At 62.8% G+C, this 24,553-nt stretch carries 32 protein-coding genes, 1 tRNA gene and 1 pseudogene; 19 read left to right on the top strand and 15 right to left on the bottom strand.

The features are described 5' to 3' along the window. Nucleotides 1–314: 314 nt before the first annotated feature. From LB536_RS09010 to LB536_RS08980, 7 genes and pseudogenes are all read right to left on the bottom strand, one after another. Nucleotides 315–497, bottom strand: a pseudogene (locus LB536_RS09010) (leucine zipper domain-containing protein); the annotation flags it as partial. Between the two features lie 82 nt (nt 498–579). Then, a complete protein-coding gene (locus tag LB536_RS09005; RefSeq protein WP_140758771.1) occupies nt 580–918 on the bottom strand; it encodes a DUF190 domain-containing protein in 339 nt (112 codons plus the stop codon). Between the two features lie 2 nt (nt 919–920). Continuing rightward, nucleotides 921–1,421 (bottom strand): CrcB family protein, encoded by a 501-nt coding sequence (locus tag LB536_RS09000; RefSeq protein WP_224591158.1) that lies wholly within the window; start codon nt 1,419–1,421, stop codon nt 921–923. Beyond that, on the bottom strand, nt 1,418–1,825 hold the full coding sequence (gene crcB, locus LB536_RS08995) for a fluoride efflux transporter CrcB (RefSeq protein WP_224591156.1): 408 nt from the start codon (nt 1,823–1,825) through the stop codon (nt 1,418–1,420). Before crcB ends, LB536_RS09000 begins: the two co-directional genes overlap by 4 nt. Before the next feature lie 12 nt (nt 1,826–1,837). Then, nucleotides 1,838–2,134 carry a hypothetical protein gene (locus LB536_RS08990; RefSeq protein ID WP_224591154.1) on the bottom strand — a complete coding sequence of 99 codons (297 nt, stop codon included), beginning with the start codon at nt 2,132–2,134 and terminating at the stop codon, nt 1,838–1,840. Then, the gene (locus LB536_RS08985) at nt 2,131–2,439 is read right to left on the bottom strand and encodes a hypothetical protein (RefSeq protein ID WP_140812297.1); all 309 of its coding nucleotides are present in this window, start codon (nt 2,437–2,439) and stop codon (nt 2,131–2,133) included. Before LB536_RS08985 ends, LB536_RS08990 begins: the two co-directional genes overlap by 4 nt. A 91-nt stretch (nt 2,440–2,530) precedes the next feature. Next, nucleotides 2,531–2,607 (bottom strand) — tRNA-Arg (locus tag LB536_RS08980). 460 nt (nt 2,608–3,067) lie between these two features. Here LB536_RS08980 and coxB point away from each other — a divergent pair. The 6 genes from coxB to LB536_RS08950 all read left to right on the top strand — a co-directional run bounded on the left by coxB (nt 3,068) and on the right by LB536_RS08950 (nt 8,186). Next, nucleotides 3,068–3,913 carry a cytochrome c oxidase subunit II gene (gene coxB / locus LB536_RS08975; protein WP_224591152.1) on the top strand — a complete coding sequence of 282 codons (846 nt, stop codon included), beginning with the start codon at nt 3,068–3,070 and terminating at the stop codon, nt 3,911–3,913. Between the two features lie 54 nt (nt 3,914–3,967). After that, complete coding sequence (locus tag LB536_RS08970; RefSeq protein WP_140757280.1) at nt 3,968–5,743, top strand: cbb3-type cytochrome c oxidase subunit I; 1,776 nt, start codon at nt 3,968–3,970, stop codon at nt 5,741–5,743. Continuing rightward, complete coding sequence (locus LB536_RS08965) at nt 5,740–6,444, top strand: cytochrome c oxidase subunit 3 (RefSeq protein ID WP_224591150.1); 705 nt, start codon at nt 5,740–5,742, stop codon at nt 6,442–6,444. Before LB536_RS08970 ends, LB536_RS08965 begins: the two co-directional genes overlap by 4 nt. A gap of 54 nt (nt 6,445–6,498) precedes the next feature. Further along, complete coding sequence (locus LB536_RS08960) at nt 6,499–7,221, top strand: heme-copper oxidase subunit III family protein (protein WP_140757284.1); 723 nt, start codon at nt 6,499–6,501, stop codon at nt 7,219–7,221. 9 nt (nt 7,222–7,230) lie between these two features. Beyond that, entirely contained in the window at nt 7,231–7,611 is a 381-nt protein-coding gene (locus LB536_RS08955) for a cytochrome C oxidase subunit IV family protein (RefSeq protein ID WP_224591148.1), read from the top strand. Between the two features lie 104 nt (nt 7,612–7,715). Then, on the top strand, nt 7,716–8,186 hold the full coding sequence (locus tag LB536_RS08950; protein WP_224591146.1) for an aminoacyl-tRNA deacylase: 471 nt from the start codon (nt 7,716–7,718) through the stop codon (nt 8,184–8,186). A gap of 49 nt (nt 8,187–8,235) precedes the next feature. Here LB536_RS08950 and LB536_RS08945 read toward each other — a convergent pair whose 3' ends face one another. Beyond that, entirely contained in the window at nt 8,236–9,078 is an 843-nt protein-coding gene (locus LB536_RS08945; protein WP_140757290.1) for a DUF2189 domain-containing protein, read from the bottom strand. 327 nt (nt 9,079–9,405) lie between these two features. On the opposite strand from LB536_RS08945, the gene LB536_RS08940 reads away from it, so the two are divergent. The 4 genes from LB536_RS08940 to xth all read left to right on the top strand — a co-directional run bounded on the left by LB536_RS08940 (nt 9,406) and on the right by xth (nt 11,786). Further along, on the top strand, nt 9,406–9,792 hold the full coding sequence (locus LB536_RS08940; protein ID WP_140812301.1) for a c-type cytochrome: 387 nt from the start codon (nt 9,406–9,408) through the stop codon (nt 9,790–9,792). Nucleotides 9,793–10,114: 322 nt separating this feature from the next. Further along, nucleotides 10,115–10,450, top strand: coding sequence for a hypothetical protein (locus LB536_RS08935; RefSeq protein ID WP_140757294.1), 336 nt, complete (start codon nt 10,115–10,117; stop codon nt 10,448–10,450). Then, entirely contained in the window at nt 10,447–10,728 is a 282-nt protein-coding gene (locus LB536_RS08930; RefSeq protein WP_140757296.1) for a hypothetical protein, read from the top strand. Before LB536_RS08935 ends, LB536_RS08930 begins: the two co-directional genes overlap by 4 nt. 284 nt (nt 10,729–11,012) lie before the next feature. Continuing rightward, the gene (xth, locus tag LB536_RS08925) at nt 11,013–11,786 is read left to right on the top strand and encodes an exodeoxyribonuclease III (protein WP_224591144.1); all 774 of its coding nucleotides are present in this window, start codon (nt 11,013–11,015) and stop codon (nt 11,784–11,786) included. Nucleotides 11,787–11,887: 101 nt separating this feature from the next. Here xth and LB536_RS08920 read toward each other — a convergent pair whose 3' ends face one another. Both LB536_RS08920 and LB536_RS08915 read right to left on the bottom strand, forming a co-directional pair. After that, nucleotides 11,888–12,811 carry a DUF1003 domain-containing protein gene (locus LB536_RS08920; RefSeq protein ID WP_224591142.1) on the bottom strand — a complete coding sequence of 308 codons (924 nt, stop codon included), beginning with the start codon at nt 12,809–12,811 and terminating at the stop codon, nt 11,888–11,890. 260 nt (nt 12,812–13,071) lie between these two features. Further along, the gene (locus LB536_RS08915) at nt 13,072–13,965 is read right to left on the bottom strand and encodes a D-alanyl-D-alanine carboxypeptidase family protein (RefSeq protein ID WP_224591140.1); all 894 of its coding nucleotides are present in this window, start codon (nt 13,963–13,965) and stop codon (nt 13,072–13,074) included. A 324-nt stretch (nt 13,966–14,289) separates the two neighbouring features. Between LB536_RS08915 and LB536_RS08910 the strand changes: the two genes are divergently transcribed. The 3 genes from LB536_RS08910 (at nt 14,290) to LB536_RS08900 (ending at nt 16,593) form a co-directional block, all read left to right on the top strand. Then, nucleotides 14,290–15,387, top strand: coding sequence for a hypothetical protein (locus LB536_RS08910; RefSeq protein ID WP_140812303.1), 1,098 nt, complete (start codon nt 14,290–14,292; stop codon nt 15,385–15,387). 138 nt (nt 15,388–15,525) lie between these two features. After that, nucleotides 15,526–16,137, top strand: coding sequence for a nucleoside triphosphate hydrolase (locus LB536_RS08905; protein WP_224591139.1), 612 nt, complete (start codon nt 15,526–15,528; stop codon nt 16,135–16,137). Between the two features lie 114 nt (nt 16,138–16,251). Continuing rightward, a complete protein-coding gene (locus LB536_RS08900) occupies nt 16,252–16,593 on the top strand; it encodes a hypothetical protein (RefSeq protein ID WP_224591137.1) in 342 nt (113 codons plus the stop codon). Between the two features lie 28 nt (nt 16,594–16,621). On the opposite strand, the gene LB536_RS08895 is transcribed toward LB536_RS08900, so the two are convergent. From LB536_RS08895 to LB536_RS08885, 3 genes are all read right to left on the bottom strand, one after another. After that, complete coding sequence (locus tag LB536_RS08895; protein ID WP_224591135.1) at nt 16,622–17,326, bottom strand: glutathione S-transferase family protein; 705 nt, start codon at nt 17,324–17,326, stop codon at nt 16,622–16,624. A 244-nt stretch (nt 17,327–17,570) separates the two neighbouring features. After that, a complete protein-coding gene (locus tag LB536_RS08890; protein ID WP_140757305.1) occupies nt 17,571–18,779 on the bottom strand; it encodes a beta-ketoacyl-[acyl-carrier-protein] synthase family protein in 1,209 nt (402 codons plus the stop codon). Between the two features lie 4 nt (nt 18,780–18,783). Beyond that, a complete protein-coding gene (locus tag LB536_RS08885) occupies nt 18,784–19,038 on the bottom strand; it encodes an acyl carrier protein (RefSeq protein ID WP_027145432.1) in 255 nt (84 codons plus the stop codon). A gap of 196 nt (nt 19,039–19,234) precedes the next feature. Between LB536_RS08885 and LB536_RS08880 the strand changes: the two genes are divergently transcribed. Genes LB536_RS08880 through LB536_RS08860 form a run of 5 tightly spaced genes read left to right on the top strand, consistent with a single transcriptional unit; the run spans nt 19,235 to nt 21,597 of the window. Beyond that, the gene (locus LB536_RS08880) at nt 19,235–20,077 is read left to right on the top strand and encodes an urease accessory protein UreD (RefSeq protein WP_224591133.1); all 843 of its coding nucleotides are present in this window, start codon (nt 19,235–19,237) and stop codon (nt 20,075–20,077) included. Between the two features lie 28 nt (nt 20,078–20,105). Next, complete coding sequence (locus LB536_RS08875; protein WP_015314510.1) at nt 20,106–20,408, top strand: urease subunit gamma; 303 nt, start codon at nt 20,106–20,108, stop codon at nt 20,406–20,408. Nucleotides 20,409–20,417: 9 nt separating this feature from the next. After that, nucleotides 20,418–20,672, top strand: a complete 255-nt coding sequence (locus tag LB536_RS08870; RefSeq protein WP_224591131.1) for a DUF1272 domain-containing protein — start codon at nt 20,418–20,420, stop codon at nt 20,670–20,672. 25 nt (nt 20,673–20,697) lie between these two features. Next, nucleotides 20,698–21,285, top strand: coding sequence for a HupE/UreJ family protein (locus LB536_RS08865; RefSeq protein WP_224591128.1), 588 nt, complete (start codon nt 20,698–20,700; stop codon nt 21,283–21,285). A gap of 6 nt (nt 21,286–21,291) precedes the next feature. Further along, nucleotides 21,292–21,597, top strand: coding sequence for an urease subunit beta (locus tag LB536_RS08860; protein WP_224591126.1), 306 nt, complete (start codon nt 21,292–21,294; stop codon nt 21,595–21,597). A 74-nt stretch (nt 21,598–21,671) separates the two neighbouring features. On the opposite strand, the gene LB536_RS08855 is transcribed toward LB536_RS08860, so the two are convergent. After that, nucleotides 21,672–22,166, bottom strand: coding sequence for a hypothetical protein (locus LB536_RS08855; RefSeq protein WP_224591117.1), 495 nt, complete (start codon nt 22,164–22,166; stop codon nt 21,672–21,674). 114 nt (nt 22,167–22,280) lie between these two features. After that, entirely contained in the window at nt 22,281–22,658 is a 378-nt protein-coding gene (locus LB536_RS08850) for a hypothetical protein (protein ID WP_224591115.1), read from the bottom strand. Between the two features lie 167 nt (nt 22,659–22,825). On the opposite strand from LB536_RS08850, the gene ureC reads away from it, so the two are divergent. Further along, nucleotides 22,826–24,538: an urease subunit alpha gene (gene ureC / locus LB536_RS08845; protein ID WP_411966538.1), complete on the top strand. Its 1,713-nt coding sequence runs from the start codon at nt 22,826–22,828 to the stop codon at nt 24,536–24,538. Nucleotides 24,539–24,553: the final 15 nt, after the last annotated feature.

The following is a 24,553-nucleotide window of genomic DNA, read 5'->3' as shown; positions in this document are numbered from 1 at the left end:
TCGCGAAAATCCCCCTGCGGATCCCTTGCGATGTCGGTGACGACGATAGGCTCGCGGGGTAGGCGGCAGTGCCGCAGGAGCCGACCTTGGGCATCGTGCAGCGGCCGCGAAAATCTTGGAACGGCCGAAGGGCCGCGCGGCCATGATCGTAATTGTCACGATCTGGTTGGCATTGGACTGGCGGGATTGATGCTGATTCTGACGTATTTCTGGTCACTTCCGGCTGATCTGGCTCTCGATGGCAGCTAGCGAAAGTAAAGGATCATGGCCACTTCGCACCGATCAGGCCGAAAATCTTCCCCTTTCTGCTCGATCGACCGATCGGCCATGCCGGCTCGGCCCTCCGCTTTATAGCGCTCGATCCAACGCGTCACGACCTTCACCGTCACCACATACTTCAACGCCGCTTGGGAATGGGGAGCGCCGCCTTCTATCACCGACAGCGCCATTTCCTCTCGACGCAGCGGCGTCAGGCGGGCATCCTTATGGATGTTCATTCGGACCCTCCGGCGAATCTGAAGCGTGGTAACTCCAGTCTCCTCGGTCGGCCCGAATGGACAACCTCCCGAAAGCTCACATCTAGGCGCCGCTTGATCCGTACTGCAACACCTGCACCTTTTCGAGCGTCACCAGTCCGCTCGACATGATGCCTTCGAGCACCGGCAGGAAAGCATTGATCTTCTCTTCGCTGTCCACGATCTCGACGACCAGGGGCAAGTCCTCCGACAACCTGAGGATTTTTGTAGTGTGTAGCCGGCTGGACTGACCGAAGCCCATTCCGCCGCGCAGCACGGTTGCGCCGGCAAGCTGCATCTCGCGAGCCTTCAGCACGATGGATTCGTAGAGCGGGTGGCCATCGTCACGATCATCCTCACCGATGAATATCCGCAGAAGCATGGCTTGGCGTGGTATCTGCATGATCATGTTCCTCCCAGGCGGTTGAGGCGTGAAGCAAGAGCGTGGCCGAGCCAGACGGATGCGAGCCAAGTGATGACGGAGATGCCGACATAAAGTCCTGCGAGCGTGAATCTACCGGCATGAAGCGACTGGAAGGCTTCCAGACTGAAGACCGAGAAGGTGGTGAAGCCGCCACAAATGCCGGTCATCACGAATTGACGCTGGTACATGCCCGCGAAGATTCGTCCGTCCGGCCCTGTGATCGCGGCGTAGAAGCCAATGACGAAGGAACCCACGATGTTGACGAACAGGGTACCCCATGGAAATCCCTGGCCGAACCAGCCGAGCGCGGCGAGCGAGGCAAGGGCGCGCAAGACGCTGCCGATGATCGAACCGAGCGAAACCACGGCATAAAGAAGCAGCCTTTCGCGCAATGAATTCCATCCGGCCCGCCCTCGTAGACCGGCCTTGGGCGTCGGCCGCGGTTCTTCTTCGTCGGAAAGCGCCTCCTTGAACTCGCTCATGCGGGGCCAATCCCAAGGCTGAAAGCGCCAACGCCATAGCCAAGCGCCACGGCTGACAGGCAGAGAGCGAGGGAAAGCGCCACATTGCTACCCGCCTTGCGAAACTGGCCGTCGCGGGCCAGCGCCATGGTCTGGAGACTGAAGGAGGACACGGTTGTGTAGGCGCCGAGGAAGCCGGTGACGGCAAGCTGCCAGGCGGACGGCATCGGTAGAAAACCCTCGATGGTCGCGGCGGCTGCAATCAGGCCGATCATGAAAGCGCCGCTGACGTTGACGACCATCGTGCCCCAGGGAAAAGTTTCGCCGACGTGCCGGCCGACCAGCCCCGACACGAAATAGCGCGCCGGGCCGCCAAAGGCACTGCCGAGCGCCACCCACATCACTGCATGAAGAACGTCCTGCATCTTCCTGTCGACCTATCCGCGAGTCCGCTCGTCGTGGGTGGACCCTCGCTCCAGATCGATGCCATTGATGATCATGTGGATGCGGGCAAGTCCGAAGCCGGCAGCTTGCCAAATGACCGTGCCGAGAATGATGGGGCCCAGCAACACGAAAGCACCACTGCGCTCCGCCGCATCGACACCCGTCTGTTCGGCCAAAAAGCAGACGCCTGCGAACAGCGAAAGGATCAGCACCTGAGCGACGATCGTATAAAAGTCGGCCCACTTCTCGTGCAGCCTGATAATGCCGATTTTCTCCGTGTCCCCGTTCATGCCGTCCTCGCTTCAGCTCCTGGATGTCGGTTAGCGCTGTTATATTCCGCTTCTTCGAATATTCTATGGTAGAGATCTTCGCCGAAGCTTGTTTGAAGCGGAACGCCTTCGTGTGGTTTGAAAGTCCGCGTTCCGTCTCCCTGCCTTTCGGCACGCAGGAACATTGCGTTCGGCAGGTTCCGTTCACGGAGGTTGTGGGCGAACTCGAAGAGATGCGTGACGAAGAATGCCTCGATCCCGCTCTCGGTCAGGGCCTCGACGATAACGAGCCGATTTGCGACGGTTCGCTCCGGAATGGTGGGCATACGTCAGCACCATGCCCAATAGCGCCCATACCGCCATCCGGTTGATCTTAAATCAGAATATAAGATATTTTGTGCGGCTGTCGGCGGAACGTGGCGCACCCGACAGGATTCGAACCTGTGACCTCTGCCTTCGGAGGGCAGCGCTCTATCCAGCTGAGCTACGGGTGCTTTCAGGACGAAGGGTCCGGAAAACGAACCAGCCGGTGAACCGGCAAGTCACGGCTTCTTAGCGGAAGCGGGGGCGGGCTTCAACGGGCAATTGAGGATTGGAGATTTCCCTTCGTGAGGCGAGGACTCTGTCGAGCATGACGCTCCCGTCTCCATGTCCGCTTCGCCGAGCCACCTGCCGGGGCGAGCCACGGGTCTCGCCCGTCCTTCGGACCCCACTCTGCGAGGCGAGGACCCGAGCCTTTCCGAGGGCGCCGGCAGCCCGCTTCTTCCGGTCAATCCGCGCTGTCCCTCACTGCCCCGCCTCGCTCTCCACCGTCCGTCGCGCGCGCGTCGCCCCTGCAAAGTATGACGTTCCCCCCGCCAGCCACGTGCCCTAGTATTTCCGAAGTAAGTCGCGCATAATGGGCGCGGCCTTCCTGCGGGACAGAGTCCCTCGGAACGCCGGGAGGAACCGAGGATGGCCGTTGTGCTCGTACTCGTTCTGATTGTCGTCGGCTCGGTGCTGTTCCATGTGCTGAGCCCTTGGTGGTGGACGCCGATAGCCTCCAACTGGGGCTATATCGACAGCACTCTCGTCATCACGTTCTGGATCACCGGGACGGTCTTCTCCGCTGTCGTGCTGTTCATGGCATATTGCGTGTACCGCTTCCGGCACAAGGAAGGGCAGAAGGCGCACTACGAGCCCGAAAGCAGGAAGCTCGAATCCTGGCTGACCGTGGTCACCGCTGTCGGCGTCGCGGCATTGCTGGCGCCCGGGCTGTTCGTGTGGAGCCAGTTCGTCACCGTTCCCAAGGACGCGACCGAGATCGAGGTCGTTGCGCAGCAATGGCAATGGAGCTTCCGCTTGCCTGGCGCGGACGGCAAGCTTGGCACCTCGAACGCCCGGCTCATCGGTTCCGAGAACCCGCTTGGCATCAACCCGCAGGACCCGAACGGTCAGGACGATGTCGTCGTCGTGGCGACCGATCTGCATCTGCCGATAGGCAAGCCGGTCAAGGTGTTGCTGCGCTCGATCGACGTGCTGCACGATTTTTACGTGCCGGAGTTCCGCGCCAAGATGGACATGGTTCCCGGTACGGTCACCTATTTCTGGTTCACCCCCACCAAGACAGGGAGTTTCGAAGTTCTTTGCGCCGAGCTTTGCGGCGTCGGTCACGCCTTCATGCGTGGCGTCGTGAAGGTCGACACCCAAGAGGATTATCTGGCCTGGCTGCAGCAGCAGTCGACCTTTGCCCAGATGTCGGCACCCGCCAAGGTGGGCGTGCTTGCTGCGCCAGCGACGGCACGGGCGAAGGCAGAGTAAGGCATCGATGAAACCGGCCCCGCGGAGGACCGGAAAGAGCGGAGAGGTTCAGGGATGGTCGACGTCACGCCTCATGGAGCAGATTTCATTCCGGCCGCGGAAGTGGCGGAGGTGGAACTCTATCACCCGCACAGCTGGTGGACGAGATACGTCTTTTCACAAGATGCCAAGGTCATCGCCATCCAATATGCCGGCACGGCGCTGTCCATCGGGCTCGTCGCGCTGGTGCTGTCCTGGCTGATGCGCCTGAAGCTTGGTTTTCCCGACACTTTCGCGTCCATCTCGCCGGACATGTATTATCAATTCATGACCATGCACGGCATGATCATGGTGATCTACCTCTTGACCGCGCTGTTCCTTGGCGGCTTCGGCAACTACCTCATTCCGTTGATGGTCGGCGCACGCGACATGGTGTTTCCCTATGTCAACATGCTGAGCTACTGGATCTATCTGCTTGCCGTTTTGGTGCTCGTCGGCAGCTTCTTTGCGCCGGGGGGACCGACAGGCGCCGGTTGGACGCTCTATCCGCCGCAGGCCATCACCTCGGGCACGCCCGGCGGACAGGATTGGGGCATCATCCTGATGCTCGTGTCGCTGATCCTGTTCATCATCGGGTTCACCATGGGCGGCCTCAACTATGTGGTGACCGTGCTCCAGGGTCGCACGCGCGGCATGACGCTGATGCGCCTGCCGTTGACCGTCTGGGGTATCTTCACCGCCACGGTCATGGCGCTGCTGGCCTTCCCGGCGCTCTTCGTCGCCTGTGTCATGATGCTGTTCGACCGCGCGATCGGCTCGAGTTTCTTCATGCCGGCGATCGTGGAAATGGGCACCACCCCACTACCGCACGATGGCGGCAGCCCGATCATGTTCCAGCACCTGTTCTGGTTCTTCGGCCATCCTGAAGTCTACATCGTGGCGTTGCCTGCCTTCGGCATCGTCTCCGACCTCATCAGCACGCATGCGCGCAAGAACATCTTCGGCTATCGCATGATGGTGTGGGCGATCGTCAGCATCGGCGCGCTCTCCTTCGTCGTCTGGGCACACCACATGTATGTCTCGGGCATGCATCCCTATTTCGGCTTCTTCTTCGCCACCACCACGCTGATCATCGCCATCCCCACCGCCATTAAGGTCTACAATTGGGTGCTGACATTGTGGCGCGGCGACATCCACCTGACCATCCCGATGCTGTTTGCGCTCTCTTTCATCGTCACCTTCGTCAATGGCGGGCTGACCGGGCTGTTCCTCGGCAATGTGGTGGTCGACGTGCCGCTGTCGGATACGATGTTCGTCGTCGCGCATTTTCATATGGTGATGGGCGTGGCGCCGATCATGGTGGTATTCGGTGCAATCTATCATTGGTACCCCAAGATCACCGGCCGGATGCTCAACGAGGCGATGGGCCGCTTCCACTTCTGGGTGACCTTCATCGGTACCTACATGATCTTCTTCCCGATGCACTATATCGGGCTGGTCGGCGTGCCGCGCCGCTATCCCGAGCTCGGCGATACGGCCTTCGTCCCGCCTTCGGTGCATACGCTGAACGAGTTCATCACCGTGGCCGCGCTGATCGTCGGCTTCGCCCAGATGGTGTTCCTGTTCAACCTGCTGTGGAGCATTCGCCATGGACGGCCAGCAGGCGACAATCCGTGGCGGGCGACGACGCTCGAGTGGCAGACGGCCGGCACGCCGCCGCCACACGGCAATTTCGGCAAGGAGCTGCCGGTGGTCTACCGCTGGGCCTATGACTACAGCGTGCCCGGCGCGCCGGAAGACTTCATTGCACAGAACGATCCGCGTCCATTGACGCAAGGCGGCCCCGCATGATCGCGATCCTGATCTTCCTGGCCGCCGTAACCGGCGTTGTCGGCTGGTGGCTGTCGCGCCAGCGGCTGATGTCCAAGCCGTGGCTCGAGGCCGGGCCGGTCACGGCGTTTCCGCAGACGGAAGCGTCGCTCATGCATCCGGCTAAGATCGGGCTCGGCGTGTTCCTTGGCGTGGTCGGCGCGCTGTTCGCGCTCATGATCAGCGCCTATGTCATGCGCATGGACTATGCCGACTGGCAGGCCGCTCCAGCCCCAAGGCTGCTGTGGCTCAACACCGCCATGCTGGTGCTGGCGAGCTTGGCGCTGCAAGGCGCGGTGTCTGCCGCGCACAAAGCCCAACTGGACAATCTCCGACTTGCCCTTCTCGCCGGCGCCCTGGCATCGTTGGCGTTCCTGGCTGGGCAATTGCTCGCCTGGCGCGATTTCGCCGCCGAAGGCTATTTCGCGACAGAGAACCCGGCTGCCAGCTTCTTCTATCTCCTGACCGCGATGCACGGCCTTCACATCATCGGCGGATTGGTGGCGCTCGGCCGGGTCAATGTGCGCGCATGGCGAGGCGTCCGATCCGGAAGCCTCGTTCTGTCGACCGAGCTCTGCGCGATATACTGGCACATCCTGCTTGCCGTCTGGCTGGTGCTTTTTTGCGTGGTCATGGGCTGGGCGGATAACGTGATCGACATATGCCGGGGGCTCTTGACCTAGACGGCCGCGCGCCGGGCCGTACCCAAGGAGGCCATACCCAAGGAGGAAATGCTCATGGCCGAAACCACGCTGCAACACGCCGCACCGGTCGCTCCGCGGCCGCCAGGCCTGCGCGGCATCGCGGCCGACTGGTCATCCGACCAGAGGGCGTTCAAGAACGTCTCCTGGGGCAAGGCCATGATGTGGATCTTCCTGCTCAGCGACACTTTCATCTTCGGCTGCTTCCTGTTGTCCTACATGACCGCGCGCATGTCGACGACGGTGCCCTGGCCCAACCCGAGCGAGGTTTTCGCGCTGCACATGTTCGGCCAGGACATTCCGCTGATCCTGATCGCGATCATGACCTTCGTGCTGATCTCGTCGAGCGGCACGATGGCCATGGCGGTCAATTTCGGCTACCGGCACGATCGCAGGAAGACCGCGGCGTTGATGCTGCTCACCGCCGCTCTGGGCGCGACCTTCGTCGGCATGCAGGCTTTCGAGTGGACGAAGCTCATCACCGAGGGCGTGCGGCCCTGGGGAAATCCCTGGGGCGCCGTGCAATTCGGTTCATCTTTCTTCATGATCACCGGGTTCCACGGCACCCATGTGACCATCGGTGTGATCTTCCTGTTGATCACCGCGCGCAAGGTGTGGCGCGGCGACTTCGAAGCCGGCGCGCGCGGGTTCTTCACCAGCCGGCGCGGCCGGTACGAGAGCGTCGAGATCATGGGGCTCTACTGGCACTTCGTCGATCTGGTGTGGGTATTCATCTTCGCATTCTTCTATCTTTGGTGAGGTGGAGCGATGGCACAGGCAGAAGCGCAGGAACGAGGGCTGCAAGGACACGCTCCCTCGCAGGCGGTGGGACACGCGGAAGGCCAGCAGCACCCGATCAGGCTCTATCTCGTCGTCTGGGGCTGGCTGTTCATCCTCAGCGCCGGCTCCTACAGCATCGACTATTTCGGCCTCCAGGGCCATCTCAGATGGGGCCTGATCATCACCTTCATGATGCTCAAGGCCGGGCTGATCGTCGCCGTGTTCATGCACATGGCCTGGGAGCGGCTGGCGCTTGCCTATGCGATCCTGGTGCCGCCGCTGCTGATCCTGGTGTTCGTGTGGATCATGGTTCTCGAGTCCGGTTACACCGAACTGACCCGTGTCCTGTCATTCGGCATGGGGCCATAGACGACTCGTCGGATCGCGTTTCTTCGTTGACAGGAAAAATGACGGGAGGACAATGGTTGCCACGTTCTCAGACGCGTCCCACCTCCAACAGAAAGGCGCCTACGATGACGATCGCAGGGAAACTCCAGGACTATATTGCCGGCAGGGGCATTGCCTACGATACCGTTGCCCACCACCGAACCGCGACCAGCAGCCAGACGGCGCAGGCAGCGCATGTTCCGGGCCGACGACTCGCCAAATCGGTGCTGGTCCATCACGAGATGGGTTATGCGCTGGCGGTGGTTCCGAGCAGCCACCGGGTCGAGTTCAATACGTTGCAGGACGTGGTCGACAGACGGCTTGGCCTCGCTTCCGAAGATGAAATCGGCGAGGTGTTCAGCGACTGCGACATTGGCGCCGTGCCGCCCCTGGGCGCCGCCTATGGCGTGCCGGTCATTCTCGACGAAAGCTTTGGCGCCGAAGACGATGTCTATTTCGAAGCCGGCGATCACAAGACGCTGGTGCATGTCACGGGCGGCGACTTCCGCAATCTGTTGAGGGATGCGCGGGTCGCTCGCTTCAGCCATCCGGCGTGAACCAGGAGCGCCCGTCTCTTTACGGGGTGGGCGCCTCTCCTTCGTCGGATCAGCTCCCTTTGCGTGTTTTTGCCTTGGCTGGGGCAGGGGCTGGCGCCGGTTCGATCAGCTTGCGGTAAAGGTGCCAGGTCGAATGGCCGAGCACGGGCAGCACCACGGCCAGGCCGACGAGCAGCGGCAGCGAGCCGAGACCCAGCGCAACGGCGACGATGAGACCCCACAGCAGCAGCGGCACCGGGTTCGTCATGACCGCTCGCGCCGAAGTCTCGACAGCCGCGTAGGCGCCGATGTCGCGGTCGAGCAGCAGCGGGAAGGCGACGACCGTGGTGCTGAGCACGACAAGGGCAAACAGAAAACCGATGAGGTTGCCCAGAATGATCAGCGTCCAGCCGCGCTGCGTGGTCAGCACATCCGCGATAAAGCTGAAGAACGATGCCGGCGCGGCATCGCCATAGAGGTAGGCATAGAGCGCGCGCGCGGTTACCAGCCAGGCGATGAACAGCACCCCCAGCATGATCCCGAGAGCGGCGATAGCCGGCATGGCGGGCGATTTTCGGACGTCGAAGGCATGTCGCCACGACGCGTCGAGTTGCTGTTCGCGCCGGCGGCTGATCTCGTAGAGGCCAAGCGCGGCGAAGGGGCCTAGAAGCGCGAAGCCGGTCATCAGTGGATAGACGAGCTGAAGCGCGTTGCCGCCGGAGCTCCAGGTGATCAGCACGATGCCGGCAACCGGATAGATCAGGCATAAAAAGACGTAGTGCGAAGGTTTTTCCCAAAAATCGTCAAATCCCCGGCGAAGCGCGTCAAAAACATCCGCAACCCCTATCCGGCGGATAGCGGGATGTTCGAGCTTGCTGCCGGTGCCTGCTGCGTAGACATGGAAATTTGCCATGACCATTCCCTCCAGGATCGGGCCCGGTTCGGTCGCGGTTTTCGGTGCTGCCGTCTGCGTGACTGGCCACGCGAAACCGCGACCTGCACCGCCGGTATCATAGCATTGTTCCCCGGCCTTGTCGCGTTCGGCCGCCCGGTCTGCAACCTAAATACCGTTTGATGCGTTACCGTGCGCGGCATTGAAGCGCGTGGCGTCGAAAAGGGGGCGTGCGACCCGCTAATTTTAGCCTTATGCATGTCGCTGTACCAAAATCGAGGTTACTTTCGGGCGACATGCGCTAGCATCCACGGCGCGGACGGCGCCGATTTGAGGGAGGAGAATGCCATGAGACTGAACGCGGCCCTTCTTGCGATTTCATTTATCGCGACCACCCCGGCCTTTGCAGCGGGCGATGCCGACGCCGGCAAGAAGATCTTCACCAAATGCATGGTCTGCCATGAAGCGACGACCGACAAGGACAAGATCGGTCCATCCTTGCATGGCGTCATCGGCCGAAAGGCAGGTTCTCTGCCGAGCTTCCAGGCAAAATATTCCGACGCGATGAAGAAGGCAGGTGCGGGCGGCCTGGTCTGGGACGAGGCCAATCTCGCTGAATACATCAAGTCGCCGAAGACAAAGGTGCCCGGCAACAAGATGCCCTTCGCCGGGCTCCCGAACGATGCCGACGTCGCCAATGTGATCGCCTACCTGGAAGCCGCCGCCAAGCAGTAGAGGCCGGCGGAACTGGGATGCCTGAGCCTTTGCTGGACTCGGAGGCGGGCGATGCTTGCCGAGGCCGTAGCGAATTCATGCCAGACTGATACGAAAGTTGCCGCACCCGAGGCGATCGGGGCGGACCTTTTCGAAGGGCTTCGCAACACTCCCCAATGCGCCCCGATGTTCCGTTTTTACGCGGGGCAAAGCGCGCGCGCGGCCTCAGACACAATTCAGAAATAAACCAGAAAAACTCCAGAAATCGTTCGGGCGTAGAATTGGCTGGAGAGGGTTTCATCGGCTGCCGCACTGCGGCACTTGTTCGGATTGGCGACAAGCGATGCAAAGGTTCTCGATCAGCTTGATGAGTGCGTTGCTCGGCATTTCGCTCGCTACCAGTCCGGTCGAAGCTGGCGAGGCAAAGGTTGCGGCGACCCGAACCGAGCGCTGCACCAATCTCAGCCGCCAAGTTGACGAAGCCCTCGAAACCCATGCCGCGTCAACGCAGGTCACCGCGGCGAAAGCGCTGCAAAGAAAGGGAAATCGGTTCTGCGCCAACAAGAAGCAGGCACAGGGAATCCGAATGCTCGCAAATGCTGTGAAGCTGCTTGGCGTGACGCCGATCGATCCGGATGCAGTGAAAACCGACCTGCATAGCAAGGAGAAAAAACCATGAACAAGTCCCTTCTCTCCGCCCTCGGTCTCGCCGTTGCGCTGGCTTTGTCGATGCCAGCTCCCGGTACCGCCGCCGCCACCAAGACGACCGCTCCAGCTGCGACCGCAACGACCACCATGACCAAGGCGGCAACGACTGCGAAGCCGCACGCGAAGAACGTTACGACCAAGAAGGCTTGCAAGCCGACGAAGAAGCACAAGTGCCCGGTTAAGCACAAGAGCCCGGTGAAGCACAAGAAGCACACCGCGAAGACCGCGGCATCCAAAAAAGCCTATTAACACCGCTATGCCATGAGAAGGCTGTTCCATCTGCATTCGGTTGGAGCGGCCTTTTCTATGGCGGCCGACGCGGAGCGGCCCATTGGCTCCCCGGCTGCTTCGGGGGACGCCCTTTGCGAGTTGCTCACGGCGCCTCCTGGGCCGATTTGACTGGCTCAGGGGCATTGGATCGTCAGACGCCAAGAAACATCCGGTTCCGTTGAACCTCCCGATTTTGCACTTAGACCGGGATCGTAGTGAACGGTCCGGCGTTGAGAAGCGCTGCCTAGCCTACGGAAAGTCCAATGACTCGCATCGCAACGTTCAACGTGAACGGCGTCAACGGCCGCCTGCCGGTGCTGCTCAAATGGCTGAGTGAAACCACGTACGACATTGTCTGCCTTCAAGAGCTAAAGACATCCGACGACAAGTTCCCTGCTGATGCGATCCTGGACGCGGGTTACGGCGCGATCTGGCACGGGCAGAAGTCTTACAACGGTGTAGCTATCCTAGCTCGAGGGACAAAACCACTAGAACGTCGGCGAGGTCTGCCCGGGGATCCAGACGACACTCACAGCCGCTACATCGAGGCCGAGGTGAATGGGCTTGTTGTGGGTTGTCTCTACCTGCCCAACGGCAACCCGGCGCCAGGTCCAAAATTCGACTACAAGCTCCGCTGGTTCGATCGCCTGATCAGCTACGGCCAGCTGCTAGTCACAGACGGCGCTAGCATTCTCTGCGGCGACTATAACGTCGTTCCAACCGCAATCGACGCCGTGGTGCCCGGACGATGGCTAGGGGACGCGGTGTACTTTCCGGAGAGCAGGCAAGCCTACGCCGAAATGCTGGGGAATGGTTGGATCGATGCCGTCCGGCGCATCCACCCCGAGAAGGGCATCTACACATACTGGAACTTCTCATACCGGGGCGGCTACGATCGAAGTTCCGGCCTCCGAATGGACCACCTGCTCGTGAGCCCTTCCCTTTCGGACAAACTGCGCAATGCCGGGGTGGACGTCGAATTGCGCGCCTGGGAGAAGCCAAGCGACCATGCGCCAGCTTGGATCGAGCTCGATTGAGTACTAAAGCAATTACAGGAATTATGCGTTTGCGTAACGCAAAGAGTTAGAGTGGTCGGGGCTTGGTGGCAGAGACCTCGTCCACTGCGGGGCACCGCCCCTTACTCCCCCGCCGGGCTCTTCACCGGCCGCCGCGCGCGCGTCGCCCGCTTCGCCTTCTTCGCACTCGCCAGTTCATGCATGGCATCGAGCTGCATCTGCTGCATCTCGGCCAGCCGCGTCCATTGGCGCGAGATCAGGTAGTCGAGTTTTTCGTGCAGATGGCGCACTTCGAGCTCGGCCTTGAGGTTGACGCGGTAGTCGTTGAAGGAGCGCAGGCGGTCTTTCACCTCCTGGCGCTTCTGGCTCATCATGATGATCGGCGCCTGGATGGCGGCGATGCAGGAGAGCAGCAGGTTGAGCAGGATGAAGGGGTAGGGATCGAAGGCGCCGGCCATGCCTTCGAACAGGTTGATGCCGATCCACACCAGAAGCACGCTGCCGAACGAGATCAGGAACCACCAGCTGCCGCCGAAGGCGGCCATGCCGTCGGAGACGCGGTCGGCGAACGTCCGGTGCTCCTCGAATTCTTCTTCGCTGTTTTCCGAAATCGTGTCCTGCCGGGCGATCGATTCCACCACCTGCCGGTCGAGCTCGGAGAATTCGCCGTGCTCCTGCTGCAGCAGCTCCTCCATGTAGCGCATGCGGTAGCGGCCGAGTTCCTCGCGGCTGATGCGGGCGCCTTTGGGCAGGTCGGGGTGGTCCGAGTGAATGCGGTCGGCGAGACTCGGGCGCAGCGTGTCGATGCGTACGAGGTCGCGCTTGCGGAATTTACGGCCCGAGATCGCCGACGGCTTTTTCTTCGGCTTCAGCCGCGATGTGCCAGGCCCTGACGGTTCGGAATCCGGCACTTCGGGCGTGTCGAAATGCTCGTCGGAAACGCCGTGCAGATCCGCTTCGGTGGTCGGCGCCTCGAAATATTCGCCACCGCTGTCGTTCTCATTGTCGGCCGACTTCTGCTCGGATGCCTTGGGAACGGTGCTCATGATGGGCTCCTGCTGTCGTGCTTAGTTTAGAATACGCCATCGCGGTGGGGCATATCCACCGTCGGATTCCGCAGCCTATGCCACGTCTTCCGCACGATTGCGTGACAGTCGCAAGACAATAGCCGGCTGCGGGTGCAGCGGAGCAGGATCCGCACCGTGGCGGCGCCCCGAGGTCGCGGCATGGATCCTCGGGTCTGCGCCACATCGCTTCGCTCCTTGCTCCGCCCGTGGATGACGAAGAGATGGGGAGGCTCCCCACCTCACTGCTGTTCGGCGAACATCAGCCTGGTTTTGGTGTCGGCCATGGTGGGCGACAGGCTGCGCTGGATCAGCGCTTCGACATGGTCGTTGCGCTGGCGGGCGCTGTCGGCGCCCATCACTACCACGATCAACTGGCGGCCGTCGGCGTCGTAGGAGGTGACGATGTTGAAGCCGGAGGCCCTGATATAGCCGGTCTTGATGCCGTTGACGCCGCGCACGCGACCGAGCATGTCGTTGTGGCCGCGTACCAGCCTGCCACGGAACATGAAGTCGCTTTCGGAGAAATAGTGGAAGTGCTGCGGGAAGCGTCGCTGCAACGACATGCCGAGCACCGCCATGTCGTGCGCGGTCGTCATCTGGCCGTCGTCGGGCAGGCCCGACGCGTTGCGGAAGGTAGTGCTGCTCATGCCGAGCTGGCGCGCCTTGGAGGTCATCATGGCGGCGAACTGGTCCTCCGAGCCGCCGAGATATTCGCCCACCGCCACCGCCACGTCATTGGCCGATTTGACGACGATGGCGCGGATGGCGGAATCGACGTCGATCGTCTCGCCACGCCGGAAGCGCATCTTGGTCGGCGGCTGCGAGGCGGCGTGGTCGGAAACCGGGATCTGCGTCTCCTTGGTGACGCGGCCGGTGTCCATCGCCTCGAACAGCAGGTAGAGCGTCATCATCTTGGTCAGCGACGCCGGATAGCGCGGCGCCGTCGAATTGACCTCGAACAGCTGCTTGCCGCTCCGTCCATCGACGACGATGGCCGCGTATTTCTGCGGCGGTGCCGGAACGGCCAGCACGCTGTCGGGCGGGGTTATGGTCGAGCAGCCGGCAACCATGGCCGCCAAGGTGAGGGCAGCCAGGATTTTCTGGAGGAGCGGAAAGAGACGCGAAAAGGACAAGGGCTGGACTGTTCTGGCAATGCTGTTGCTGAGATAAGGCGAAGCTAACGTAACGCGGCGGATGCGTCCATTTGGTTAATGCCGGTTAGCCCTGGGAATGTCGAGTGCAGCACGACCTGGTTTCCTCGCCCCTGCCGAAGGCGGGGGAGAGGTGGCCGCGTAGCGGCCGGAGAGGGGGCTTCGTAGGGCGCTAGCCTCGAAAGGAAATCCGCTTCACGTTCGACAATACATCCCTCCACCCTGATGCAAAATGCCTGACGCTGCGCTTGCGCAATCCACACGGAACGGGTTCTGTTCGCACCGTCAGATTCGGGTGAGAGCGCCATGGATACAGTCACGATCAACGCCAAGGGCATCTCGGTTTCGCTCGACCTCACGGTCGGCCACATCGCCGACATGGTCATTGAAAGTAACGGGCGCAAGCTCAGGCCACTGCACCGCGCACCTTGGGTCGACGCCGGCGAGACGCTGCCTCCTGACCTGCCGCAGGGCACCGTCCGGCTCTCCGGCGACTTTCTCTGCGCGCCGTTTTCGCGCAGCGATGTCGAGGAGGCACCGCTGCATGGCTGGCCGGCCAACAGTGCCTGGGATGTGGTCGACAGCGGCGCCACGGATGGCGGATGGCGCGCTGTCTTCCGGCTGCGCCACAAGGTGATGGGTGCCGGCGTCGACAAGATTTTCACGCTGCGCGACGACCATCCCTTCCTCTACCAGGAACATGTGTTTTCCGGTGGGTCCGGCGCGATCTCGGTCGCCCACCACCCGATGACGGCGATGGAAGGCGGCGGCAGGCTGGCGTTCTCGCCGAAGCGGTTTGCCGCCACCCCGGCCGATCCGCTGGAGCCGGACCCCGGGCGCGGCCGCTTCATGCTGGCGTATCCGGCGCGGTCGTCCGACCTCGCGCATTTTCCCGCTGCCGGCGGCGGCACGCTGGATCTCACGAACTACCGCATAGAGCACCGGCGCGAGGATTTCCTCACTCTGGTCGAGGCCGACCATGGCGGCCCGGGCTGGACCGCGCTTGCCCGCCACGCCGAGGACGATCTGGTGCTGGTGCTGAAGAACCCGGCCGAACTGCCGGTCACCATGCTGTGGTTCAGCAATGGCGGGCGCGACTACGCGCCGTGGAGCGGCCGCCATCTCGGTGTGCTCGGCATCGAGGATGGGCGCACGGCGATTGGCCACGCCGCCTCGCTCGGCGACAACTGGCTGAAGCGCGAAGGCGTGGCGACGGCATTCGCGCTTGGCGAGGACCGCGGCGTCTCGTTCCGCCATGTCATCGGCGCGTTACCGCTGTCGGGCGGCGAGCCACCACGGGAGATCACCACGGCGGATGGCCGTCTGCGGTTGGCTGGCGCGGCGGCATCGGAGGTCCCGTTCGACAGCGAATTCCTGCGCATCGGCCTGCCAGCGGCACGCTGAAGGGCAAAGCCGTAAGGATTAATCGCATTCGCCAGCGCTGACTTCCACGCCTGTTCGCTCTAAATCGTGCAAATCGCGGTTTGAAATTTCCAGCGACCGCCGACAAGATGCGTCTGAAATCGTGCGGAAGGAGCCAAAATGTCCGAAATCGCCCACCTCGCCGCCACCATCTTCAAGCGCGCCGGCAAGGCGAAGCGCTTCATCGTCGCCATTGCCGGGCCGCCGGGCGCCGGCAAGTCGGCATTATCGGCAAGTCTGCATGATCTTTTGCCGGAAGGCGCGGTGGAAGTCGTGCCCATGGATGGCTTCCACTATGACGACATCGTGCTCGAGCAGCGCGGCCTGCGCGCGCGGAAGGGCGCGCCCGACACGTTCGACTTCGGCGGCTTCGAGGCGCTTCTGAAGCGCATCCGCGCCGGCGAGCCCGAAATCGCCATACCGGTCTTCGACCGCGGTATGGAATTGTCGCGCGCCGCCGCGGCGATCGTCGGCGCCGAGACCAAGTTCATCCTGGTCGAAGGCAATTACCTGTTGCTCGACGAGGAGCCTTGGTCGCGGCTGGCGCCGCTGTTCGATTTCTCGATCTTCGTCGACGTGCCGCGCAACGAGCTCGAACGCCGCCTGATGGAACGCTGGCACGAGCATGGCCGTTCCGAGGCGGATGCGCGCGCCTGGATCGCCTCCAACGACATGCCCAACATCGAACGCGTGCTGGCACGGCGCCGGGCGGCCGACTTGGTCATTGGTTAACGCGGGTTAATCTCGATCAACCTGTTTAATTTTCGGTATTTTTCGACGGGAACCTTAAGACTTACAAGGCGTTATCCCGATCAGGCAATCATGCCAGAAGAGGGATTCCGTCCGATGGCAACCAAAGCAAAAAAGCCCGCCAGGGGCAAGTCAGCCCAACCGAAAGCGCCGCAATCGACGGCCGGGGCTGGCCCGGCGGTCGCCCAGCGCTCCAAGGATACAAAGGCCTTCGGCAAGGCGCCGCCGAAGAAGGTCGTACCAGGTGGCGCGCCGAAAGTGACCGCGCCAAAAGCGGCTGCCAAGACAGCCCAAGCGAGGAAGCCGGCCGCAGGCGGCTCGAAGGTTCGCACGGCGGCCAACATTGCCGCTGGAGCGGTCGTGGCCACGGCGCGAGGCGTGGCGTCCCTCGCCGCCTCCGTGGTCGGCAAGGGCGGATCCAAGGCGAAAGCAAAGTAGGGCCTTGTCCCCGTGGGGCCGGCGGGGTTCAGCTCCGCGCCGGAATGGTCAGGCCCTTCTGCACTGCCGGCCGCGCCAGACCGCGCTCCAGCCACGCTGCCAGATTGGTGAAATCATCGAAGCCAACCAGATCGCGCGCCTCGTAAAAGCCGATCAGGTTGCGCACCCAGCCGAGCAGCGAGATGTCGGCGATGGTGTAGTCATTGTCCATGATCCACTTGCGGCCCTTCAGCCTGACGTCGAGAACGCCGAGCAGGCGGCGCGATTCGTCGCGGTAACGCTCCAGCGGCCGCTTGTCGGCGATCTCGCGGCCGGCGAATTTGTGGAAGAAACCGACCTGGCCGAACATCGGCCCGACGGAGGCCATCTGGAAGAAGACCCACTGGATCGTTTCGTAGCGCCGTGCTGCATCCGCTGGGATGAGCAGGCCGGTCTTTTCAGCGAGGTAGAGCAGGATGGCGCCGGATTCGAACAGGCCGATCGGCGCGCCGTCAGGGCCGTTGGGATCGATGATCGCCGGAATCTTGCCGTTGGGATTGAGCGACAGGAATTCCGGGGTCCAGCTCTCGTTCTTGCCGATGTTGATCAGATGCGGCTCATAGGGCAGGCCGAGTTCCTCCAGCGCGATCGATATCTTCACTCCGTTCGGCGTCGTTGCCGAATAGAGCTGAATCTGGTCCGGATGCTTCGCTGGCCAACGGGTTGCGATCGGAAAGGCGGACAAGTCGGCCATCGAGAACTCCTGAGCGGGGGGATTTGCGCCAAGCGGCGCGGGGGCGGCGGGTCTGCCAAGAATTAGCTAGGGCTGCGGTCGGATGGGATCAATATGGCGGCGACGCTTTCACCATGCACGGATAGTCAACCGTTCCGGACCGCCTGGGGCAGGTGGTGACCGACCGGGACGGTGGTGACTGCCCGGGGAGGTAGTAACCGCCCGGGAGGTAGTAACCGCCCGGGGCAGGTAGTAACCGCCAGGATTAGATGGCCTTGAAGGCCAGCACCGCATTGGTGCCGCCAAAGGCAAAGCTATTGCTGATGGCGGCGCGCACCTTGCGCTCGCGCGCGACATTCGGCGTCACGTCAAGATCGCAGTCGGGATCGGCCTCGCGGTAATTTGCCGTCGGCGGCACAACGCCTTCGCGGATCGCCATGACGCAGGCGATCATCTCCAGCCCGCCCGAGGCGCCGAGGCAATGCGCATGCATCGACTTGGTCGAGGAGACGGAGAGCGCCCGCGCATGGTCGCCGAAGACGCGCTTGATCGCGGTGGTCTCGATCTGGTCGTTGGCCTTGGTGCCGGTGCCGTGCGCGTTGAGGTAGTCGACATCCTCGGGATTGAGCCCGGCATCGGCCAGGCAGAAGCGCATCGCCGCTTCCGGTCCCTCGACGGTAGGCGCGACTATGTCCGAGGCATCGGCCGAAAGGCCGGCGCCGGCGATCTCGGCCAAAATGGTGGCGCCGCGCGCCATCGCATGGTCGTAGCTTTCCAGAACCGCCATGCCGGCACCCTCGCCCAGCACCAGGCCCTGGCGGTCGGCAGAAAATGGCCTGCACGTGTCGGGCGACAACACACGCAGTGCCTCCCAGCCCTTCAGCACGCCCCACACCAGCGGCGCCTCGGTGCCGCCGGCCACCATGACGTCGGCGCGGCCGAGCCTGATCTGGTCGACCGCCGATGCGATGGCATGATTGGCCGACGAACAGGCCGACGTGACGCCGAACACCGGTCCGCGCAAACCCAGATGCATGCTGATCTGGCCGGAGGCGGCGCCCGGCATGACCCTGGGAACCGTGAAGATGCCGGCGCGATTCTTGCCCTCGATCAGGATGGCGCGATAGTTCTCCTCGACCGTCTCGAACCCGCAGACGCCAACACCGACAATGGTTCCCATCCGATAGGTATTGTCCGCATGCGGGACCAATCCGGACTGCCGCATGGCTTCTTTCGCCGCGATCACCGCCAGCAGGCTGAAGCGATCCATCGACACCAGTTGCTTGCGCTCGATGCCGTGATCCGGCAGCGCCTTGATCTCGCAGCCTGTCTTGACCTTCAGGTCGTGCAGGAAGGGATTGTCGATCGGGCCGATCGCCGACCGGCCGGCCCGCATCTCGGCCCAGATTGCCTGCGCATCGGTGCCCAATCCGCACAGCCCACCGATGCCGGTAATGACGACACGCTTCAGCATTCGGTCAGGCTTTTTTCGCGATCAGCGCGCGAACGGCCTCGACCATGTCGCCGACATTCTTCAGATTGCTCCAGGCATCGACCGTGTTCATCTCGATCTCGATGCCATATTGCTCCTCGAGGTCGAAGATGATCTCGGTCAGCTCCAGCGAATGAATGCCCAGCGCCGTCAATTCGGTCGTGGTGGTGATTTCCTCGCCGCCAGGCTCGGCATGGGCCTTGATCTTTTCGATGATGTCCGTTGCCAGCTGGTCAGCCATTCGGTTTCTTCCCCACTTGTCGTTTCCGACGCTGAACAGCGCCTTCTTGTCCTCGATATCAGGCCGCGATCTTCGCCTTCTACCCCCGCCAAGCGTCGCCTGACCGTACCAAGGTGGTTCCCTCTATAGAAACGGAAACGCCATCAAGCAACAAGCTATATGTCGACAAAAGCGCCACAGTGCTTAACCTGACGGCGTGGATACGATCGAAAATACGAAGTTCTCGGGCCAGCTGGCCCAGCGCGCGGCGGGCAAGGCGCAGCTTGGTTGCGCCTGCATCGACGGACGCACGCGGCTGCGGCGCCTCTATCAGGACGGCTCCGCCAAGATAAGGCTGCCGGCCGTTTCGGCCGGACCGCTGGAGGCCGTCCTGATCAATACCGCCGGCGGGCTGACCGGCGGCGACCGCCTCGGCTGGGATGTCGACGTCGGCGCGGATGCCAGCGCCACGATAACGACCCAGGCCTGCGAAAAGATCTATCGTGCCGCGTCGGACCATGCCGAAGTGCGGGTCAAGCTGACCGTCGGTCAGAACGGCAGCATCGCCTGGCTGCCGCAGGAAACCATTGTCTTCGACCGCGCCGCGTTTGTCCGTACGTTGGATGTCGAACTTGCCGTGGGGGCCGAGGCGCTGGTGCTGGAAGCGGCCGTCTTCGGCCGCCTGGCCATGGGCGAACGTGCCGCACAGGGCACTTTTCGCGACCGCTGGCGTATCCGCAGGGAAGGAATTCTCATTCATGCCGAGGATTTCCGCATCGGCCCCGATATCGCCGACACTCTGGCCCGTCCGGCGACATCAGGCGGCGCGATCGCCGTGGCTACGCTGCTGCTGGTGTCGCCGCGCGCGGAAGCCTTGCTCGACCCGGTTCGGGAGATCATTGGCGACGGGGGCGGCGCCAGCGTCTGGACAGTGAAGACATCTGGCAAGCTTCTTGCGAGGCTTTACGCCGGGGACGGCTACCACCTGCGCCAGCGGCTGGTCCCGCTCGTCGAATTGCTCAACGGAAGGGCGGGGTTGCCCAAATTATGGTCACTGTGACTGTGGCCGCATCATTTCAGGAAGACGCATGAACCTGACGCCAAGGGAAAAGGACAAGCTGCTGATCGCCATGGCGGCGATCGTGGCGCGCAAGCGGCTCGAGCGCGGCGTCAAGCTCAACCATCCAGAAGCCATCGCGCTGATCACCGATTTCGTTGTCGAGGGCGCCCGCGATGGCCGCCCGGTCGCCGAGCTGATGGAGGCCGGCGCCCATGTCGTCAGCCGCGCGCAGGTCATGGAAGGCATCGCCGAGATGATCCATGACGTGCAGGTGGAAGCGACATTCCCCGACGGCACCAAGCTGGTGACCGTGCACGAACCCATCCGGTGAGGAGAGAAAATGCTGGAGCTGCGCCCGAACTGCGAATGCTGCGACAAGGATCTGCCGCCGGAGGCGAAGGATGCGCTGGTCTGCACCTTCGAGTGCACCTTCTGCGCCGGCTGTGTCGAAAACGTGCTTGGCGGCGTCTGCCCAAACTGCGGTGGCAATTTTACAGCCCGGCCGATTCGCCCCGCCGCGATGCTGAAGAAATATCCGGCTTCGACCAAACGCGTGCTCAAGGCCGAGGGCTGCGGCCCCCGCAAGGCCGCCTGACACCGCAAAACGAAAGGCAAGTAAAATGATCCCTGTCAAACGCCTGTGCCTCTCGGCGATCCTGCTCGTGGCGGCCGCCATGCCTGCCTACGCCCATGTCGGCATTGGCACGACATCCTCCTTCATGGCCGGCTTCACGCATCCGCTGTCCGGCCTCGACCATATGACGGTGATGCTCGCTGTCGGTCTGTGGGCGGCCCTCAAGGGCGGCAAGGCGATCTGGGCCTGGCCTGCGGCGTTCGTCGCCGTCATGCTGGGTGGCGCGGCCCTTGGTATGGCTCATACGCCGTTGCCGTTCGTCGAGCCGGGCATACTGGCCTCCGTCGTGGCGGTTGGACTGCTGGTGGCGTTGGCGGTCGATCTGCCCGTTTCGGCCGGTGTCGCCATCATCGGTCTGTTCGCGCTGTTTCACGGCCACGCCCATGGCACGGAAGTGCCGGAAAATGCCGGCGGGCTCGAATATATGACCGGCTTTGCCATCGCCACCGTGCTGCTCCATGCCATCGGCATCGCCGCTGGTCTGAGCCTCGGCCTGAGGTTCCGTGGTGTGGCCCGTATCGCGGGTGCCGCCTGCGCGGCGATCGGCGTCGGCCTCGCCTTCGGCGTCGTGTGAGGTCCCATGATCCCCGGCGAAATCATCCCTGCTCGAGGCGACATCGAACTCAACAAGGGTCTGCCGACCGTCACCCTGAAAGTCGCCAACAGTGGCGACCGCCCGGTCCAGGTCGGCAGCCACTACCATTTCTTCGAAACCAACGAGGCGCTGAAGTTCGACCGCGAGCGCGCGCGCGGCATGCGCCTCGACATCGCCGCCGGCACCGCCACGCGCTTCGAACCGGGGCAGGAACGCGACGTCACGCTGGTGCCGCTCGGCGGCAAGCGCGAGGTCTATGGATTTCAGCAGAAGGTGATGGGCAAGCTGTGAGGGCGTCTCATGCCTGGTGCGCAAGGCCGGCCAACGGCTTCGGGGCAACCCTGAAAGCAAACGATGCCTTCGGCTCAGCCAGACGGTTTGGCGGCCGCATAGATGACGATCTTTCCGGGATCGTCGAACTCGACGGCGAGAACGTCCTCGGCAAGCACGCGCCGAGACTCGATGGCATTGTAGAGCAGGGCGTTGGCCTCGATCTCCTTGCGCAGTTCGGTAACATCGTCCTGATGCTGCCGGACCTTGTTCTCGATGGCCGGCGGCGGGCCGCCCTCGCTGCGCGCCGCGTCGGTCAGGAACACGATATCGACCTTGTCGAGCTTGGATGTCTTGCGCACCGTGCTGATATTTTCACGCGTGCGGTCGATCGCCGAATTGACCTTTCCGATCTCGGCGGTCGTCTTGGCCTCTTCCTGGTTGACTTGCGAGCCGACGATGCGGTCGACGGTCTCCGGACTTTGAAGGCCCTGCGCGTTCAGCGCCGCCGGGGGGAGACTCACCACCAGAAACGCAGCCCCGGCAACGGCGTGCAGCCAACGGACATCGGGCAAGTTGGTGTCGGTCATCGTCCACTTTCGCGGTTTGTTTCGACGCTCAGGAAACGAAACGACTCCGGCTCTGCCACGGTTCCTGTCACGATTCGGCGGGCGGACCGGATACCGGCCCGCCACGCCGGGTCTTTAACTCGCTTTCTTGGTGATCAGGGTCAGCGCGCCATTCGGCTCCATGCTGGCCGCGACCACTTGAGCCGAGGTCATTCCCTTGGCCTGGAGAGCGGATTTCACCTTGGGGGTGGCGTCGATCGAACTGCGCAGTTTCTGCAGGCCTGCGTCGCCACGCTGCGCGATCACCTGGTTGACCTGCGTCTGCGTGTCCTTCGGCAACTCGCTGATGTCGATGACGTTGACGCTCTGGATCGCCGGCGCGGCCTGCTGACCGCCAGGGGCGGCTGGAGCCGGCGCGGTTGGAGCGGGCTGTTGGGCGGGCTGCTGCTGGGCACTGGCGGCACCAACCAGCATCAGGGTGGCGGCAGCTGCAAGAACTATCGTTTTGCGCATGGATTTTCCTTCCATCGATTTGGCAAACGGTCGTTTTGGGGTGGCGCCCCAACCTCAACCGCCAAATGGGTTCAGAAGGTGTCGCCGAGCGGGTCATTGCGTGACTATTGGATGGCGACAATGTGCAGCTCGGCTTCGATCACACCGCATTTCGGGAGCAATCGCTGATGGCCAGACTAACCCGTGCCGCCTACGCCCAGATGTATGGCCCGACGGTCGGTGACAGAGTGCGGCTTGCCGACACCGAGCTGATCATCGAGGTCGAGAAGGATTTCACCATTCATGGCGAGGAGGTGAAATTCGGCGGCGGCAAGGTCATTCGCGACGGCATGGGCCAGAGCCAGGTTTCCCGTGCCCAAGGCGCGGTCGACACCGTCATCACCAACGCGCTGGTGATCGATGCCAGCGCCGGCATCTTCAAGGCCGATATCGGCCTCAGGGATGGCCGCATCGCGGCAATAGGCAAGGCCGGCAATCCCGATACGCAGGGTGGCGTCACCATCATCATCGGTCCCGGCACGGAAATCATCGCCGGCGAGGGCAAGATCCTCACCGCCGGTGGCTTCGACGCGCATATCCACTTCATCTGCCCGCAGCAGATCGAGGAGGCGCTGATGTCGGGCATCACCACCATGCTCGGCGGCGGCACCGGCCCGGCGCATGGCACGCTGGCCACCACCTGCACGCCGGGGCCATGGCACATGGCGCGCATGATCCAGTCCTTCGACGCCTTCCCGATGAATATCGGCCTGTCGGGCAAGGGCAACGCCTCTCTGCCTGCAGCACTCGAAGAGATGGTGCTGGGCGGCGCTTGCTCGCTCAAGCTCCACGAGGACTGGGGCACGACGCCGGCGGCGATCGACTGCTGCCTGTCGGTCGCCGACGACTACGACGTGCAGGTCATGATCCACACCGATACGCTGAACGAGAGCGGCTTTGTCGAGAATACGGTGGCGGCCATCAAGGGCCGTACCATCCACGCCTTCCACACCGAGGGCGCCGGCGGCGGTCATGCGCCAGATATCATCAAGGTCTGCGGCCTGCCCAACGTCATCCCGTCCTCGACCAACCCGACTCGGCCCTATACCGTCAACACGCTGGCCGAGCATCTCGACATGCTGATGGTCTGCCATCATCTGTCGCCGTCGATCCCCGAGGACATCGCCTTTGCCGAAAGCCGTATCCGCAAGGAAACCATCGCCGCCGAAGACATCCTGCACGACATCGGCGCTTTCTCGATCATCTCGTCCGACTCGCAGGCCATGGGTCGCGTCGGCGAGGTGGCGATCCGCACCTGGCAGACCGCCGACAAGATGAAGCGCCAGCGCGGGTCGTTGCCGCAGGAGACCGGCGACAACGACAATTTCCGCGTCCGCCGCTATATCGCCAAATACACCATCAATCCGGCCATCGCGCACGGGCTGTCGAAGGAGATCGGCTCGATCGCGGTCGGCAAACGCGCCGACCTGGTGCTGTGGAATCCGGCCTTCTTCGGCGTCAAGCCGGATATGGTGCTGATCGGCGGCATGATCGCCGCCGCCCCGATGGGCGATCCCAACGCCTCGATCCCGACGCCGCAGCCGATGCACTACCGGCCGATGTTCGGCGCCTATGGCAAAGCCCGGACCAACTCGTCCGTGACTTTCGTTTCGAAGGCCGCGCTCGAATCGGGTTTGCACGGCAGGCTCGGCGTCGACAAGCAATTCGTCGCCGTCGAAAACACGCGCGGCGGCATCGGCAAGCACTCGATGGTGCTCAACGACGCCACGCCGCATATCGAGGTCGATCCGGAAACCTACGAGGTACGCGCCGACGGCGAACTCTTGACCTGCGAGCCGGCGACCGTGCTGCCGATGGCGCAGCGGTATTTTCTGTTTTGATAGGATTGTCGCGAG

Origin of the sequence: Mesorhizobium sp. ES1-3 (assembly GCF_020164795.1) — a bacterium.
In the GTDB taxonomy this organism is placed as follows: domain Bacteria; phylum Pseudomonadota; class Alphaproteobacteria; order Rhizobiales; family Rhizobiaceae; genus Mesorhizobium.
This window is presented reverse-complemented; position numbering and strand designations above follow the sequence as displayed.